12 protein-coding genes are annotated in these 17,013 nt (G+C 42.0%); 5 read left to right on the top strand and 7 right to left on the bottom strand.

Annotated elements, in window-relative coordinates; all coding sequences use genetic code 11:
* Positions 1-316: 316 nt before the first annotated feature.
* Positions 317-1,543 carry an IS4 family transposase gene (locus QUB24_RS23250; protein ID WP_333155817.1) on the bottom strand — a complete coding sequence of 409 codons (1,227 nt, stop codon included), beginning with the start codon at positions 1,541-1,543 and terminating at the stop codon, positions 317-319.
* A gap of 42 nt (positions 1,544-1,585) precedes the next feature.
* Here QUB24_RS23250 and QUB24_RS23245 point away from each other — a divergent pair, with 42 nt between their 5' ends.
* Both QUB24_RS23245 and QUB24_RS23240 read left to right on the top strand, forming a co-directional pair.
* A complete protein-coding gene (locus QUB24_RS23245) occupies positions 1,586-2,188 on the top strand; it encodes an ISAzo13 family transposase (RefSeq protein WP_333155825.1) in 603 nt (200 codons plus the stop codon).
* Between the two features lie 499 nt (positions 2,189-2,687).
* Positions 2,688-2,909 (top strand): helix-turn-helix domain-containing protein, encoded by a 222-nt coding sequence (locus tag QUB24_RS23240; RefSeq protein ID WP_332984474.1) that lies wholly within the window; start codon positions 2,688-2,690, stop codon positions 2,907-2,909.
* A 62-nt stretch (positions 2,910-2,971) separates the two neighbouring features.
* Here QUB24_RS23240 and lipB read toward each other — a convergent pair whose 3' ends face one another.
* Positions 2,972-3,655: a lipoyl(octanoyl) transferase LipB gene (lipB, locus tag QUB24_RS23235; RefSeq protein WP_333155816.1), complete on the bottom strand. Its 684-nt coding sequence runs from the start codon at positions 3,653-3,655 to the stop codon at positions 2,972-2,974.
* Positions 3,656-3,806: 151 nt separating this feature from the next.
* Here lipB and hpf point away from each other — a divergent pair, with 151 nt between their 5' ends.
* Positions 3,807-4,460 carry a ribosome hibernation-promoting factor, HPF/YfiA family gene (hpf, locus tag QUB24_RS23230; protein WP_015177169.1) on the top strand — a complete coding sequence of 218 codons (654 nt, stop codon included), beginning with the start codon at positions 3,807-3,809 and terminating at the stop codon, positions 4,458-4,460.
* A gap of 454 nt (positions 4,461-4,914) precedes the next feature.
* Positions 4,915-5,346 carry a hypothetical protein gene (locus tag QUB24_RS23225; RefSeq protein ID WP_041622595.1) on the top strand — a complete coding sequence of 144 codons (432 nt, stop codon included), beginning with the start codon at positions 4,915-4,917 and terminating at the stop codon, positions 5,344-5,346.
* Positions 5,347-5,670: 324 nt separating this feature from the next.
* Here QUB24_RS23225 and QUB24_RS23220 read toward each other — a convergent pair whose 3' ends face one another.
* The 3 genes from QUB24_RS23220 to QUB24_RS23210 all read right to left on the bottom strand — a co-directional run bounded on the left by QUB24_RS23220 (position 5,671) and on the right by QUB24_RS23210 (position 8,595).
* Positions 5,671-6,129 (bottom strand): peroxiredoxin, encoded by a 459-nt coding sequence (locus tag QUB24_RS23220; protein WP_333155813.1) that lies wholly within the window; start codon positions 6,127-6,129, stop codon positions 5,671-5,673.
* Between the two features lie 422 nt (positions 6,130-6,551).
* Positions 6,552-7,448, bottom strand: a complete 897-nt coding sequence (locus QUB24_RS23215; protein ID WP_333155811.1) for a metal ABC transporter permease — start codon at positions 7,446-7,448, stop codon at positions 6,552-6,554.
* A gap of 337 nt (positions 7,449-7,785) precedes the next feature.
* Entirely contained in the window at positions 7,786-8,595 is an 810-nt protein-coding gene (locus QUB24_RS23210; RefSeq protein WP_333053907.1) for a metal ABC transporter ATP-binding protein, read from the bottom strand.
* Positions 8,596-8,697: 102 nt separating this feature from the next.
* On the opposite strand from QUB24_RS23210, the gene QUB24_RS33685 reads away from it, so the two are divergent.
* Positions 8,698-10,125 (top strand): metal ABC transporter substrate-binding protein, encoded by a 1,428-nt coding sequence (locus tag QUB24_RS33685; protein WP_445300430.1) that lies wholly within the window; start codon positions 8,698-8,700, stop codon positions 10,123-10,125.
* A 187-nt stretch (positions 10,126-10,312) separates the two neighbouring features.
* Here QUB24_RS33685 and QUB24_RS23200 read toward each other — a convergent pair whose 3' ends face one another.
* Both QUB24_RS23200 and QUB24_RS23195 read right to left on the bottom strand, forming a co-directional pair.
* Positions 10,313-13,972, bottom strand: coding sequence for a helicase-related protein (locus QUB24_RS23200; RefSeq protein ID WP_333155810.1), 3,660 nt, complete (start codon positions 13,970-13,972; stop codon positions 10,313-10,315).
* A complete protein-coding gene (locus QUB24_RS23195; protein ID WP_333155809.1) occupies positions 13,969-17,001 on the bottom strand; it encodes a hypothetical protein in 3,033 nt (1,010 codons plus the stop codon). The genes QUB24_RS23200 and QUB24_RS23195 overlap by 4 nt, the downstream gene beginning before the upstream one ends.
* Positions 17,002-17,013: the final 12 nt, after the last annotated feature.

The raw sequence follows: 17,013 nt of genomic DNA, 5'->3' as shown, positions 1-17,013 counted from the left end.
TTAATTAATTGACGTTTTATATCGGCTTGTAATCTTTCAAATATTTTTACAAAAACATCAATATCTCTCTGCTTACTAGCCTTGGAAAAAGTTGATATATCTCAATACGGTTTACTTAAGGCTTGGGAGGCTTTAAAATTTTAAAAACAGGAGAATTAATTTTTATTCCAGTACCTCTGTGTTTAACTTTTTTGGATTTAAATTTTGAAACAGGTTTTTTCACAACTCTTGGGTTGTTTCTCGCTCACTCTTTGCGGTAAAGTTGCATCAAGTATCTCCAAATTCAACCAAGTTAAAAAAAGGGGATTTCATGTGCTTATAGCCGCTGAAATTTGGGAACAGCACGACGAATAACTCGTAATGTACCCGTGAAAGAGATACTTAATGGGGAAATTTCTGCACTATGCGCTGTTTGACAAATTAATGACCTCACAGCCCAATGTCCTAATAATAGGCCATAAATTTCTTGCACTACTTCTCTTGGTCTTTGAGAACGAACATGAGTTTTTCGTTCCCCGATATGTACTTTGAATTCATCAATTGTATTTTCCACTTCCCAACGTTGATGATATTCGGCAGCTAATAACTTTGCCGGAAATTTTTGAGAGTCCAATAAATTTGTAATTAAACGATAGTTAATTTCTGCTGTTGGGTCGTTTAAGTTTTCAATTCTGTACTCAATTACTCTGATTTGGATTGGTTTAAATCCTTTTTTTCTGAATTTGCCTGGGGGATTAATAAAACTTAAGTAAGAACCATCTTCTAGTTGTGTTTCCTTGAGGAATTTAACATTTGATGGAATTCGTCCTAAATAGTTAGAACCCTTGATGAGCGTGGCTGACACCATCGCATATGAATGCAAACCTCTATCCCACATTAACAGCATTTCTTTAGTAACTGAGCTCCATAACCTTAACGCTATGACTCTTTCTCCCATCTTGTATGGGCATATTAAAGCATCAAATATTAAGTGTGTTCCTGCTTCTACTAAAATAACTAATCTAGCTTTTGGAAAAGCAGCTCTTGTACCTGGACGGCTACCTGGACGCCCAAAAACTCTAGCATTTTCATCACTGTCTGGGATGTCTAAACAGGTTCCATCTATTGCTACAACTCTCAATCCATTCAGAAAAGCTCCCACTGTTTCAGTTGTAGCCATTGGTCGTACTAACTGATGAAATAACTGGCTCATTACAGAAGGGCATAATCTTTTTCGGGCTTTAGTAATAGCTGCCTTGCAGGGAGTTTTCCAGAATTTACCAGTTTTCAACCAGACTTCATTAAGTCCATCAATCAGATTTTTTAGTACGTCCCGCATTGAGTCTTTTGACCATAGGCTCATTGCTACGATTAAACATACTACCAGTTGTGATGGTAGCGCACGATGCCGTTTTTCTCTTGCTTTTGTTTTCAGGATAGCCGCTTCTATTTCTGTTGATGGAATAGCTACCTCTATTGCTTTGAATACCTCGCTAATTTTGAGCTTGGGAGATTCTAATAATAATTTTTTGTACGGCACTATACTTGATTTACTTTTTTTCACATCATACCTAGTTTATCACTTGTTCGATCTTAAGTAAACCGTATTGGTCTATATACTACGGAAGCTATTACAACATTTGACCATGATTTTTGGAGTTTGGCTGACGGAAAAGTAGTACCTCATGGAATTTACGATCTGCAACATAACCGAGGATATTTAAACCTGGGAATCAGTAAAGACACGAGTGAATTTGCTTGTGAATCGATTAAATTATGGTGGGTTAATTACGGAAAATTTATCTACCCTCAAGCCGATTCAATTTTGATAAAATGCGATGGCGGTGGCAGTAATAATTCCAATCATCATATCTTTAAATCGGATTTACAAAAATTAGTTGACGAGCTAGGGATAGAAATTAGGCTCGCACACTATCCTCCCTATACATCGAAGTATAATCCGATTGAACATCGTTTATTTCCTCACGTAACCAGAGCCTGTCAAGGAGTAATTTTTACTCCTCTTGAGTTAGTGAAAAAACTCATGGCAAAAACTCATACTAAAACCGGGCTTTCTGTGGTAGTAAATGTGATTGATAAAATTTATGAAACTGGTCGAAAAGTAGCTAAGGGATTTAAAGAAACAATGAAAATTATTTTTGATGAATATTTACCAAAATGGAATTATCGTGCAGTTCCGACTATTTAGCAGACGCTAAAGTTATTAAATTTTCATTCCTGAGTTCAACCCCATCAGACATCGTACTAGACAGAAAGCTTTTTTTGGCTTTCAAACGGGCGATATAATTCGTGCTATTTTGCCTACTGGGAAATTTGCCGGAACTCATGTTGGGCGCTTAACAGTTCGCGCAACGGGGGTGTTTGAAATGGTTACACAGGTCGGCAAGGTTAGCCCCGTTAGGGCTAAATATTGCCTTGGGGTTCATCGAGTCGATGGATACAGTTATGCCACATAATCCACTTTTGTCCACTGAATCAGCGATTAGATTTGATCCGATCGCCCTTAAGTTTTCCAGGCCCAGGGGCGATCGCTTTTCCGTGGGTACATCCTCAGCATAGTTCATTCGCTGCTGCAAGTCAAGCGATACGACAAAAAATATTGCCTATACGGCAAAACAAGTGTTAGTGAAGGTTGCAGGATGCTAACATCACCTTGCAAAGTCCTGGCTAGTAGTTGAGCACCCGCAGTGATCCGTTGGAAATTGGCAGTTGTAATGGCCGATCGCAATATCAGCAATAAAGAATTGGCAGCTAGAGTTGGGATGCACCCAACATCTGTTTCTAAAATCAAAACCCGCCGCCGGCTGACAAGAATTGATGAAACAACTCTTGATGCTTTGTGCAAAGCACTAAACTGCCAACCGGGAGATTTAATGGTGTATGAGGAGGAAAATTCCGATCGCACTTAAAAACCGACTGCGATCGTTAGTAGTGTTGACAGCGACGCACCCTACACATTCGTGAAGCGAAGCTATCCCGTAGGGAATCGCACAATTTCGACTGCAAAAACGCGAGCAAACTCAGCGACAAGGATCGATCGCACTCGATCGACCTCAATTCCGGGGATAAACTGCTCTAAACTGCCAACAGGTTGATCGGGAATCCCGCAAGGTACAATTTGCCCAAAGCCTGCGAGATCGGGACAAACATTTAAAGCAAAACCGTGCATCGTAATCCAGCGGCTGACTTTAATGCCGATCGCACCTACCTTGCACCCATCCACCCAAACCCCAGTCATACCGGGAACCCGCGAACCCTTCAACCCGCAAACTTCCAGCACCCCCAGCAGCACTTCCTCCAACTGCCGCAAATACCAGTGCAAATCAGGCTGGTGACGGCGCAAATTTAAAATCGGATAGCCCACCAATTGGCCCGGACAGTGGTAAGTCACCTCGCCGCCCCGCTCAACTCGGTGCAGTTCCGACTGAGTTTGGCTTGGGTCAAATTTCAGAAATTCCAGCTTTGCTCCCATTCCCAAAGTGTAAACCGGCGGATGTTCCAGCAAAATCAGGACATCTGGCAAATCTGGTTTGTCGCGGCGTTCTTGCACGAGTTTTTGCTGGATTTCCCAAGCTTGGGAGTAGGGAACTTGTCCCCAATCGAGGAGCAAGCAGGGTTGTGCATTTAGCGGTTGAGGGATGAGAGGAGAAATCATGCAAAAAATCAAGAGTGTTATTACGGAATATTGGCGCAGTTTAAATCAAGAATTGTCAACATATAATAAAAGATTTGGAAGATAAGTGTTTTCCCGAATACATAGTGCTACTGTATAAAATATACCCAAGTTACAGAAGGGAGGGAGCTCTATGAAGCTTGTTATCCAGGGTAAAAATATAGAAATCACCGATGCGATTCGCGAGTACGTCAATCAAAAGGTTGAAAAGGCAGTTAGCCATTTTCAAAATTTGACTACAGAAGTGGACATACATCTATCGGTGGCTCGTAACCCCAGGATCAATCCTAAGCAGACTGCTGAGGTGACAATTTATGCTAACGGCAGCGTGATTCGGGCTGAAGAAAGCACGGAAAGCCTGTATGCCAGCATCGATTTAGTTGCCGACAAGATAGCTCGTCAACTGCGGAAATTTAAGGAAAAACGCCACGACAACAAGACCCACAGTAGTGTTAAAACGGTTACGGCAGTTGAAGAACATCCTGTAGTAGCGGATCTAATTGGCGATCGAACTCCCGAACTTCCTGCTGAGGTGGTACGGACTAAGTATTTTGCAATGCCTCCAATGACTGTGCAACAAGCTTTGGAACAATTGCAGATTATCGATCACGATTTCTATATGTTCCGTAATGCGGAAACAGACGAAATTAACGTACTCTACGAACGCAAGAGTCACGGCGGCTATGGAGTTATCCAACCCCGCCACAGCAACGGTAACGGTAATAGCAAAAATGGCAAAACTGCCGAAAGCGCTACATCTGAAAAATCGAGTGTTGCGAAAAGCTAGATAATTGCTGAGTGCTAATTGTTAATGGGTGCAAGCCGTTAGCAAAAAAGGACTAAAGTCCTTACTACGAACTACGAGTTTTTAGTAAGGACTTTAGTCCTTTCTTGTTTTTTTAGAGAATCAGGACTGAGGTGTTCACTACGAACAAGTGGTAAAATCTGTCTTTACCAGCTAGCTGTATCTCGCGACTAAATCTTTCGCTGCTTGTCGGTGTTTTTCTACCAAACTCGGCGGGGAAAGCACTTGGGGGCTATCCATATATCTTTGCACCCACACACTGAATTCGTTCAGGGAGGGATGGGGCAAATTTATCTGATAATTAACATACAGCAGCTTGCCAAAACTGTCCCTCGGCCCTTCCTTAATTTTTTGTCGCGGGTGTCGCCGATCTCCCTCTAGACTCCTTGCGCTGTCTGGGGTGTAGAATGGAGGTGAAACTAATTGAATGGAATGTATGCGGAAGTTAGTTTTCTCAGATACAGAAATGTTTTATCGTGAGCTAAAGACAGCCTTGGAGCAAAGTGAGCAAGTTGAAGTTATTACAGACTACGAGCGATATTCAGACCTTCCAGAGAAGTTAAAAACCATTTTTGAGTTACACAAGAACAAATCGGGAGAGTGGGTAAATATAGCTACAGGCGCATTCATCCCTTCTTCTGCTGGGGTTACTACAATTAACTACTCTGCCCTCTATATTTTTGCTGGTGCAGGTGCAGGTGCTATTCTTGGATTTATAGTTGGTGGCCCTGTTGGAGCAGCAGTTGGCGGTGGTATCGGAGCCATAGTTGGAACTCTTGCTGTTGTGACATCAAGCGGAAGGCATCATGTAGATATAGAAATTGATGCGAATGGTAAACTCCGGCTTAAGATTAGCCCAATCCATTGAACAACACGACACTCCCCACTGGCTGGGGAAACTAATTGAATGGGAAGTTTGTTAACTCTGGGGTCAAGTTTGATAATCTGTGTTGGTGCTCCCCACTGGCTGGGGAAACTAATTGAATGGAAACTGACCTGCATCGGCGCAAGGGTCGCACCAAATTTGTTGGCCCAACTCCCCACTCGCTGGCGAAACTAATTGAATGGAAACGCGCCGCCTGCACTGCGATTTTCGCGCCAATATCGCAGAAACCGGGTTTTTTAGCTAATCTGCTAGATACAGCAAATCATTTTCGTAAAAAAACCCGGTTTCTGGCCACCCGCGCGCCATCTAACTTTTGATGGTTTCTAAAGTTTTGAGTGATTCTGCAACGTGTGCTTTGAAGTCTAACATGGAGTCAAAAATATGCTTGACAACGCCTTCTTTGTCAATGACATAAGTTACTCTACCGGGCATAATCCACAGTGTAGCTGGAACTCCATATAATTGCCGAACTTTGTTGCCAGTATCGCTCAGCAGTGTAAAGGGTAGCTGATATTTGGCAGAAAATTGCTGGTGCGATTGTTGCGAATCTTCGCTAATTCCTATGACTTCTGCACCTGCGTCTTTGAAGACTTCGTAGCTATCTCGAAAAGCGCAAGCTTGGGTGGTGCATCCGGGTGTGTCGTCTTTGGGATAAAAGTAGACTATGACGTTTTTTTTCCCTTTAAAATCTTTGAGGCTGACTGATGTGCCAGTTTGAGATGGTAAGGTAAAATCGGGTGCGGTGTCTCCTACTTTGACGGTCATGTTTTTTTTACTTAGTAGATCTGTTGGCGTGAAAATTTAACTTTTGTTATTGTACTGTTTTTTGTGACCAATAGTTCGCAGTTGCGATCGCCCAATTCGGTATCATCCCATTTTTGCTTTCTCGCACTTCTAAAAAAAACCGTTTTTACCAAATCTAGATGCAGCCGACGATTCGCAGTTACGCGGATTAATTCGAGAGGCTTTTTTGAACCGCACATCCACCGAGATTAACGCAGATTCTGATTAACAATGGGATGGGCGGCGCTGAAGCGTTACTACTGAGATGTTGCACCATTCTCAATAAGCTTTTTAGGAACAGGCTTTTCGGCCTGTTCCACAAGAAAATTCACTCTGTGTGGAACAGGCCGAAAAGCCTGTTAAGCGAGAATGGTGCAAGATGTGAGTTACTACAAACTTACTTGTTATCGCCCTTTAGTTAAATTTTTTAATTCCCGCCATATTGGAGGAACTTGGCCGGAGTGTGTGCGGGGCTGGGTGAGGATTCCTTGAGTGGGACTGAACAGCAATGATAGCACAAATAATCCAGATGCAACTAAAACTATTGCCGGCCCGGATGGCAAGTTATAAAAGTAGCTGAGATACATTCCGCTAATGCTGGAAATAACTCCGATTATTGCGCCTAAAATCATTACTTGGTGCAGGCGAGTGACTAGGAGATAGGCGGTACTTGCGGGTGTAATTAATAGGGACAAAACTAGCACTACGCCCACGGCTTTGAGGCTGGCAACTATTGTGAGGGCGATGAGTACCATCAGTCCGAAGTTGAGCAGGTTTACTGGCAAACCTGTTGCTTGGGCTCCTAATGGATCGAATGTGTAAAATAGCAGTTCTTTGTAAAAGAATACTACAACTAATAAGACTACGGCGACTATGACGGCTGTGTCGATCGCATCTTCGACTGTAACGCCGAGGATGTTGCCGAAAAGAAAGTGGTTGAGGTCGATTTTGTTGTCTTTTTGGACGATCGTAATTAGGGTGATGCCGAGGGCGAAGAATGCCGAAAATACGATGCCCATTGCCGCGTCTTCTTTGATTGTTGATCGAGCTTTGATCCAAGCTATGATTACTGTACTCAAAACTCCGGCAATGAAAGCGCCGATAAAAATATTTGCTCCGAGGATAAATGCGATCGCCAATCCCGGCAAAACCGAGTGGCTAATGGCGTCTCCGAGCAAGGCCAGCCGCTGTACCATTAGGTAGCTGCCGACGATCGCGCAGACGATGCCGACGAGAATGGCAATTATGAGCGATCGCTGCATGAATCCGTACTGTAACGGCTCAATTAAGGTTTGTATCATAAAATTATAAAATCACAGCTAACTAATGACTAACAACCAAACTAAACCGGTTTGATCTGAGATATTGCACCATTCTCAATAAGCCTTTTATGAACAGGCTTTTCGGCCTGTTCCACAAGAAATAAAATTCACTCTTTGTGGAACAGGCCGAAAAGCCTGTTCTTGAGGCTTGTTCCACAAGAAAGAAAATTCACTCTTTGTGGAACAGGCCGAAAAGCCTGTTCTTGAGAATGATGCAAGATGTGAGTTTGATCCGAGATTTATCGTTGCCCAATTCAAGATTATCAAAAAAACCTGGTTCAAGAGTGTAAATCCTAGATTAATGAGGGCTGGCTAATTAAGCTGCTTGTCCGGCAAAGAACATTACTTGTCCGCCGTAGGCGCGGTAAAGGTTTTCTTTTGTTAGGACTTCTTGGCGGGAACCAGCGGCAATCAATTCTGTATTGAGCAAAATTAAATCATCAAAATTGGTAATTGATTCGCCTAAGTCGTGGTTGACTACTAAGACGATTTTCCCAGCATTGGCTAGCTGGTGGAAGATGTCGAAAATGATATTTTGAGTTTTTTGGTCAACGCCGACAAACGGCTCGTCAAAGCAGAAAATAGCAGCTTCTTGGGCTAATGCTCTAGCTAGAAATACTCGCTGTTGCTGTCCGCCGGAAAGTTGTCCGATCGGTCTGTCTTTGTAAGCACTCATGCCTACTCTTTCTAAGGCATCGGCGGCAGTGCGGCGGCTAGCTGCTGAGAAGCGGCGGAACCATCCGGCTTTTCTGACTCTTCCCATCATCACGACATCCCAAACTGTGGCGGGATAGTTCCAGTCAATTTGCGATCGCTGGGGCACGTAGGCTACTGTTTCGAGTCGATCGGCGATCGCTTCTTCGCCCCAGGTAACAGTGCCGCGATCGGCGGGAATTAAGCCCAACATTGCTTTGATTAGCGTGCTTTTGCCGGCACCGTTGGGCCCAATAATACCCGTCAGCCTTCCCGGTTTGACGGAAAGATTGATATCTCTGAGTGCCTCTACCGTGCGGTAGTTTACTGCTAAGTGCTTAACAGCGATAATTTCAGTGTCGGTAGCGCTGTCTTTGAGGTGGCAAACCATTTTAGACCAAGGATTCTCGTTGGGCAAGGCGGCGGTATTCATGGCGGTGACTCTATCTCCTTTTTATTAAGTTTACTGTAAAAATGAAAACAATATGAAATCATCGGTAAATAGGAATAATCTGGAACGCAGGAGAGGTAGATAATGGGACAGTGCAAGCTCGAAACCCCTCAAACCATAGGTTTGGCGGCGAAAATCTCAAGTCGGTTAAAACTCAGATGTTGCACCATTGTCAAGAACGGGCAAGATGCCCGTTCCACAAAGAATCAGTTTTCTTGTGGGGTGGGCATCCTGCCCGTCAAGAACGGGCAAGATGCCCGTTCCACGAGTGAGTTTTCTTGTGGAACAGGCATCTTGCCTGTTCCTAAGCAAGTTATTGAGAATGGTGTCAGATGTGACTTAAAACTGATATCTTCCACCCTTCTCAAGAAGGGGCAAGATGCCGGTTCCACAAAGAGTGAGTTTTCTTGTGGAACAGGCATCTTGCCTGTTCCTAAGCAAGTAATTGAGAATGGTGTCAGATGTGAATTAAAACCGACGGCAATAGTGAAGCAACTTTATAAAGGGGAGTTTAGCGGTGAGTCGGGGATTGAAACAGCCCGCCCTGGATTGGACAAGTCCAAGGTATTTTGGATTAGAAGTATTGCCTGCGGCATTTTGACTTTGGGTTTATTTAGTTGCGCTCAAACTCAGGGCGATCGCCTCTCTCCAGAGGCAGATGCTAAACCGAAGGTAGTTGCTACGAGCACAATTATTGAGGATTTGACCGATCGAGTAGCGGGCGACGAAATTCAGTTAACAGGAATTTTGCAGCCGGGAACCGATCCGCACGTTTACGAACCGGTGCCAAAAGATTCTCAAGCCTTAGAACAAGCTAACTTAATTTTGTATAACGGTTACAATTTGGAACCGGGATTAATTAGGATGATGAATGCCGCCGGAATTAAGGCGCGGAAATTAGCAGTGGGGGAAGTAGTCAAGCCTTTGCTAATGAATAAACAAGGCAATACCGTACCCGATCCGCACGTTTGGGGAAATGTGGAAAATGTAGTTCAAATGGTGGAAGCAATTCGGGATGCGCTAATCGAACTGTCGCCGGAAGATAGGGAGAAGTTTACGCAGAATGCTGTGAAACTTACTGAAGAGTTAAAACGTTTGGATATTTGGATCGAACAAGAGATTAAAACCATCCCCGAAAATAAGCGCGAATTAGTAACAACTCACGATGCTTTTCAATATTACAGCCGCGCCTACGGATTGGGAAGTGCGGGCAGTTTGATCGGGATTAGTACGGAGGAACAGCCCAGCGCTCAAACGGTGCAAAAGTTAGTAGAATCGGTGAAAGCTGCGGGAGTTCCTGCTATTTTTGCCGAGACTACAATTAACCCGCAACTGATTAGAACAGTGGCGGAGGAAGCGGGGGTGAAATTGGCGGCGCAGCCACTTTATTCGGATTCGATTGGTGCCGTCGGAAGCGAGGGCGATTCTTATGTGAAAATGATGTCGGCTAATACTCGCGCCATCGTCGAAGCTTTGGGGGGGAAATACACGCCGTTTGAAGTTAGCAAGTAGCAAGTATGGTGCCCCGGAAGAGTTTTATTTTCTCTGCGGGGTGACAGCTAGCTGACGCAGCCTACAAGTTTCAGTAGGCTGGCATTGCATAAGTCTTTGATTGATACAGAAACCGCAGATGCAAGGCAGATAAACGCAGATAAACGCAGATTATTGAAGGAATTGAAAGCTTGGGAATGCAAGAGGTCTAGTTTACCTGCTTCGACAAAATTAAATTGAGCACGTTCAATTCGTTGGAACTTAAAAGATATTTATCTGTAAAAATCTTTTCTCGGCTTTGTTCTAAACTGTAGCTTCTAAACACGATAAATGGAAAGTCTTGATACTTGTGCCCGATCGGCATTACACTATCTACAGGGTAGATCGATCGCACATAAGCCGACAAAATATCCCGAAACCGCCTGTCTTCCGGTTCTTCTAGCTTGCTGTCAGCAAAATACTCCTGCATCTCCTCCCCGCTGACAAAAGCAAACAGCGGTATGGCATAATAGCGATCGAACTGCTGACTCTGCTCTTCAAAATACTGAGTTTTCTCCACATCGCTGTTGAGAAATTGCAAAAGCTCGATCGCACCTCCTCTAATTGCCGATATTACATTCTCCGGGGACGAATCGCTATCCCTAATTAGACACATTTTGGGCAGCAACTTCTTCTCTAGACATTCCTTAATTTCTCGATGAAGCCGCATCTGGTATGTTTCTACCAAATTTTGCTTAGCTAGAGGTACGAGCAACAAACTACCGCAAACATGACCGAGTTCTAAATTATCATAGCTCAACAAACCATCAAGAGGATTGCACTTTTCCAAAAATTTACGATTAAAATCCTCCCGCATTTCCAGATAGGAATCGCCCTTTTGACGAGACTTATCAGAATTTTTCAAAAGAAACTCCCCGCGACCCAAAAGCTGTTCCAGACTCGTATAAACCTCCTTAAACAACATATTTCCTCGCTGGCTCTCGCTCTTTAATGTCTTAATTAGAGCCGCCATTTTGCTGCTAAAAGTATCCCCTACTGCGGAAACCGACTTACCACCGATGGGAATGATCAAAAACTTTTCCCTACCTAAATAACCGTATCCCGAAATTCGCGTCATCACCGCCGTCTTCAGAATTAGCAATAAATTCAACAAACTCAACTTGCTTTCTTGCAGAGAAAGTTCCGCATCATCAGCGTAATAAACTGCGGTATCAGATAGGTAAAAAACCAATTCTTTGTCTTCACCATCAAGGGTTTTACCGTTGTCATCTTCCCCGCGTCCCCGATAAATCACCTGTATGATTTCCATCAGATTTTTCTCAATTTGGAAGCGGGGAATATCCACTAAAATATGCTTAGTTTTTGGGAAAGAAAGTCCACGACTTCCCGATGCAGTCATAAAGATTACTGTAGCTGTATTTTTGTATTTCTGTATTTTTTCTTTCTCCTCTTCCGAGATATTCGCGTGAATTTCCAGATAACCAGTAAAAGCCTCAAACTTTTCGCGACTAGCTTTAATTTTTTCAATTAATTCTGCCAATCTTTGCTTGTTTTGAATATATACTATAATTTGTTCCACACCGGGGATTGCTAATCGCTGATTGATATCCTCAATTATTTCAGATTGTACCCGCTTGACTAAATTACTATTCTGTTTTAAAGGCGCATTTTCACTGTATTTAACAGTTTCGACAAATACCTTATAAGTTATTTCTAAACTGCGCGCAGGGTAGGAATTCGCATTAATCACCTTTGCAGCTAGATTGTTAAAGTTAAAAGGAATGACTTGTAAAGGTTGAAGTTCTTCCGAATCTTTCGCTAACTTTTTAAAATAGATTTTGTCCGGTTCCGGTGACGTGTTATCAAGGTGTTGTTTGATGACATCGCAGTCCACAATCGAAGCATCTGCGACAATAATTTTAGTATTAAAGCCGTGTTCTCGCTTGTGCAACTCATGTTTTTTGACAATCTTGGCAATTCCGGCTAAAAACTCAACGCCACCATCATCTCCCGTAATTTCATCTATCATAATAAAAATATGTTTGATGCGACGGGATATTTCTTGCATCTTAGCGGGAATGACCCGTTTGTCCCGTTTATTGTAAGTATCTTGAAAAATTTTATCTAAATGCTCTAGGGTATTTTGTCGGTTTTCTTTCATCTTCACCGATTGAATAGAAACGGTAGCTACGATATTATTAGATACCTGGCAATTTATCAGCGCGTATATACCTTCGCAAATGCTCTTAAGCACTCCATTTCCTTTGGGATTAATGGGTTTAATTACTGTTTCTCCCTTTTTTTCAAGTTCTGATTGATGATATTCCGTCCTCTTAATTTCTGAATCATCCTTGAGGAAGCGAACAGCTTTTTTTGTCAAATCTTCGCGATATTTATTCGATGCGTACTTGACGGTACAGTGTCCTGAATTACTTTTGATGATATCGGCGTTAGTGTTAATACAAAATAATCGATCGTTGCACAGCAAACCCGTATTTTTATCTTGGAATTTTTCGATAATATCCAAGTTTACTTGTTTGCGGGGACTGACGTACAGGAATAAGAAACCGTCCTCGATATGGCTTTTGAGGAAATTGGCGATCGCAGTTGTTTTCCCAATTCCCGGATTCCCCGTCAAAAAGATATAATTTTCATCAGATAGAAGCGCTTTCACAATCAATTCAGCGTGAGCATTTCGCAGGTCTAATCCGCGAGAAATTTGCAAGTCATCTGCCAGTTTATCTGATATAATATCTATGGAATTAACAAAGTTATCGATCCGTTCTGTATGAGGTACAGGTTCAGTGACATTTTTCCCAATTTCTAACAGAGAATCAACAAACTTTCTGCCTTCTTTAAAACTGCGAGCCGCGTTGAGTTGAATAACATTTAAAACTTCGGTGCGAGCATCACTAATCTCTTTACCTTTCGCTTCATTCTGGTAAATTTGGGCACAAGTTGCTAATAATTTAATTTTGTCCGTGCGTAGGGAAATAGCGCTAATATTGCGATCGCCATAACCAACCACATTAAACAAAACCTCAGCATCACTGGAAATTATACCTGTTTGTTGCAAAAATCCATAGAAGCTGTGAGCGTAGCTACCCGCCTGAATCAGCTTAGCGCTTTCCTTATCCTTATACTTAAAAGCTGTAAAATAGCGTTTTAAATCCTCCGAGAAATCCACACCCAAAGTGCTGGTATCCATCCGCAGATTAGAAAACACACTTTTCGATCGCAAATAGCTAATTTCTCTCATCAAATATTTTCGTATCACCTCTATTTCATTGATATCCTCCGGTTTGGGAGCTAGCGTCGGAGAAAACACAGACAAATCAACGCAGAGAATTCTAAACTCATTTCCATACTGTAACAGCATCAGCGTATCAGCCTGCAAAAACTCACCCTTTTTCGAGTAGCGGCGGATGTACGAGTTAATCTCATCATCTGATAAACTAAGTTTGGCAGTTGTAAACTGAGACAATAGCTCTTTAAACGCTTCTTTATCACCCTTGTTATAGGTTCTGATACTATTAGCATCACTAAAACTGCACTGACAATACACAATTTCCAACCGCTGCAAATTCCAGCCAGTAGAGTTGACGTACTCCCGGAAAAAATTCAACCCACCCAAAAAACCTTTTTGGACAAAAAACAAACTCCATTTTTCAACGATTTCAGCATCTAAACTAGCCAGCAGATTGGCTTCTCTGACGATTTCCGCCGTCATCTTTGGCAATTTGAGCCTCTGCAAATCCCGACGGTAGGAATTACCAAAATTGTGAGCTAAATTTTCCCGCTGAATATATGCCAGAATCCCGATATTGAATCCTACTTCAAACAGCCGTCCAAAATCTTCACCGATCATAATTGTGTACTTCCCTTAGTGACATTTAAGACTTCTCTTACCTTATTCAAAAAAGCCAATGAGTTAAAATCTGCACTCCCGCCCGGATGACTAAACACAGATAAAGCACCAACGGATTCATCGCCGATAATATGAGCGTAGGGGTCAAGTTTCAAACTAATGTGTTGACGGGCTTCATACCTAGAAAAGTGAAAGATGGTTAAATAGTGCAGTAAAGTATCTTTAATTTCACCATCGTACATCAAACCTTGGCGAATATCTTGGTCATCCAGAATGCCTTCATATATATTCAAAAGTGTCGAGTAAGAAATCACACCGTTGTAAAAATTCTTTTCTCCTTGCTCTACTTTGATACCATTAAACAGATTAAAGAACATCACAGCTTGTTGACTGGGATCTTTTGATAAACTTTCCAGTTCCGTTGTATCCTGAATGTAGAAAGATTCTCCCTTGTGTCCTAAAGGACTTCGGACGTAATATTTATCAAAAAATACCGGATAAATCTTGATATCTTGCCGATCTCCTTTCAAAGTTTGGATAAGTTTTTTAGACATAAAAAACAATTGATCGTCTTCATCAGTCTGGGTAATGTGTAGCGTGCTTGTATAAGGTGCTTGTGCAATATACAGAAAATTGCGATAGCCATGCTTGTAAAGCTGGCTGACAGTATCTTCAAGAATTGACGGCTGACTGTAAAGGTGTTGAACGCTGTAGTTTTCAGACAAGGTTTTCAGCATTCCAACTTGAATTGTATCTTCTGATAGGCGTTTAATTCCCGCAACTTCGCCTAACAAACAAGTTTTTCTCTGAAAGCGATCGCTATTACCTTTTCTTGCATCGCTTTCGCAACTGGAGACGACAATAATTGCTAAATTGTCCAACTCTGGAGATAGTGGAACATTCCGAAATTTAAACTTTTTAGGCAAAATTGAATACAGGGAACTCAAACCATTGCGGATACTGTAGCCATTTACTTTTCCCTTGATGCGAAACCCTTGAGAAGTCGATCGGTATTTTTCACTAAAAAGATGAGACAATGTTTTGGAAATGTTAGCCATAAACTTTTCCGACGGCGAAGGGTTATTGTGGTCGCCTTCGTGAAGTCTCACCATCGGAATAAACAAATTCTTTTTTGCTTTATTTAACAATATTTCTAGGCAAACATAAGACAGTAGCGAAACAGCAAATTTGTAAACAAACGCTGCATCCGATTTCAAACCATCCTTGCTGTCTAAACGTTTATTGTTATAACGAAACAACAGCAATTTATACTGTTCGCAAAAACTGCTGCTATATACACTCATCATAGTTTGTGGAACCCACATTACAGGCAAAGCATCGATGCCCTTAATATTATATTCTAGACTGAAATTTTGGAATTGATCTGTAGGAAAATAGCGGACATCTTCGATAGTGATAGTGACTGGTAGTTGACAGATAGCTGTTTCGTTGATACTAGATTGTTCGACGGCAATATACTGAAGTGATTCTTTAGGATTTCGTTGCAGAACATCATTGAAAAATCTACCTTGGGTTGAATCACGATCCAGGTCTTCTAGGATGCCTCTTTTGACGCTTATATGCCGCGGTTCTGTGCGAGTTGGCAAAATTGTCTGCCTATCTAGAAAGTTTTTTAATAGTTGCTTGAGACGGTCTATTTTAACTTCAATATGATAAGCATTTAAACCTTTTTTTATACCTCTAAATATCCGCTTTTTCGCCAGTTCATCAGAACCTTGCAATACAGGTATTACTCCGGATTCAAAGCTTTGTCTCGGATCGTAAGTTAGTTCGGAGTCAGGGTTGTAATCCGGTGCTAAAGGATTGCTTAGAGAAGCAAATACAAAATAGTACAATACTGCTATCTTTAATACCTTGCGAATGAATGTTTCGCTACTGTAACTATCGGCTAATTCTGCTTTGTGTTCATCACTCTCAGGATTTAGCAAATTCAGGTTATAATCAAAAACAGGTTCACCGCCGCGGGCTTGAACTTCGTTGCCAAATTTTAGTTTTAAACCGAAAATATATTTACGTTCGCTCAGATGGGTGTCTGTGGTTTCTCCTAAATAACCTGCTACAATCGGAATGATGGGAAGTGCATCTAAAACTTCTGCTCTGGAAAACATATCTCGGTAATTAACTGAGACCCCGGCATAATTGACATTATAATAGCCATCTTCTTTAGTGCGATCGCTAATGTATGCTTCGAGCAACCTAATCCGCCGGATCAAGTCTTCTAAATAAATGATACCAACACTATCTGTGCTGCTGGTGCGGATGTGTTCTAGCAGATACTCCAAGTAGGTAATCTTAGCTTCTTTATTCAGCTTACCGAGAGTTTCTTTGTCTACAAGTTTGAGCAATTTATGGAAATCAGAATTTTCATCTTTAACCTGTTCATCCAGCCGATGATGCAGTTCTTGCTTATCGCTTTCAGTGTCAGTATTTTCATCAATATAATGCTCTAAACCCTCCTTCAGTTGTTGCTGAAAGATGTCTGAATCTCGCACAGCAATCGTCAATTTATGCAGCTTTAAAATTGCAGTTGTTCCAACAGTATTTGGGCGCTGCAAAGTTAGCTTCTTTTTTGCTAAGGTAGGAGAGGATTTGGCAAAATCGTATTTAAAACCTAAATCGGTGCCACTTCCCTGAAAAGCTGGTGATTCTAAAGGCTCAATTAAGCTAGCTACAAAATTTTCAATAGCATCATTCCCTCCCACAACAGATGCTAAATGTTGTCGCAAATGTTCTCTAATTTTTCTGATTTGACTGCCAAATCGAGTTTCAACTTCCGCCGGAAAATTGACTGTAGCAGAATGTGCTTGACGTTCAAAAGAACTCAAAGGCGGCAACACTTGCGAAGTGGCTATTTGAGCTGCTACCGCATCAATATCTATTAACAAACGACGGGAATCGCCCGAAACGCTAAAGGGATTATTTCCCTGCAAAATTTCTAAAATCTTGTCCAGCAAATCGCCATAGTCCACTGGAACTAAATCGCTGTCACCCAATCTTAAGCTGTTCACCCTGTTAACCCC

The organism is Microcoleus sp. B9-D4, from assembly GCF_036705105.1.
In the GTDB taxonomy this organism is placed as follows: Bacteria; Cyanobacteriota; Cyanobacteriia; order Cyanobacteriales; family Microcoleaceae; genus Microcoleus.
Note: the sequence above shows the minus strand (reverse complement) of the source record. Positions and strands in the feature narration are given on the sequence as shown.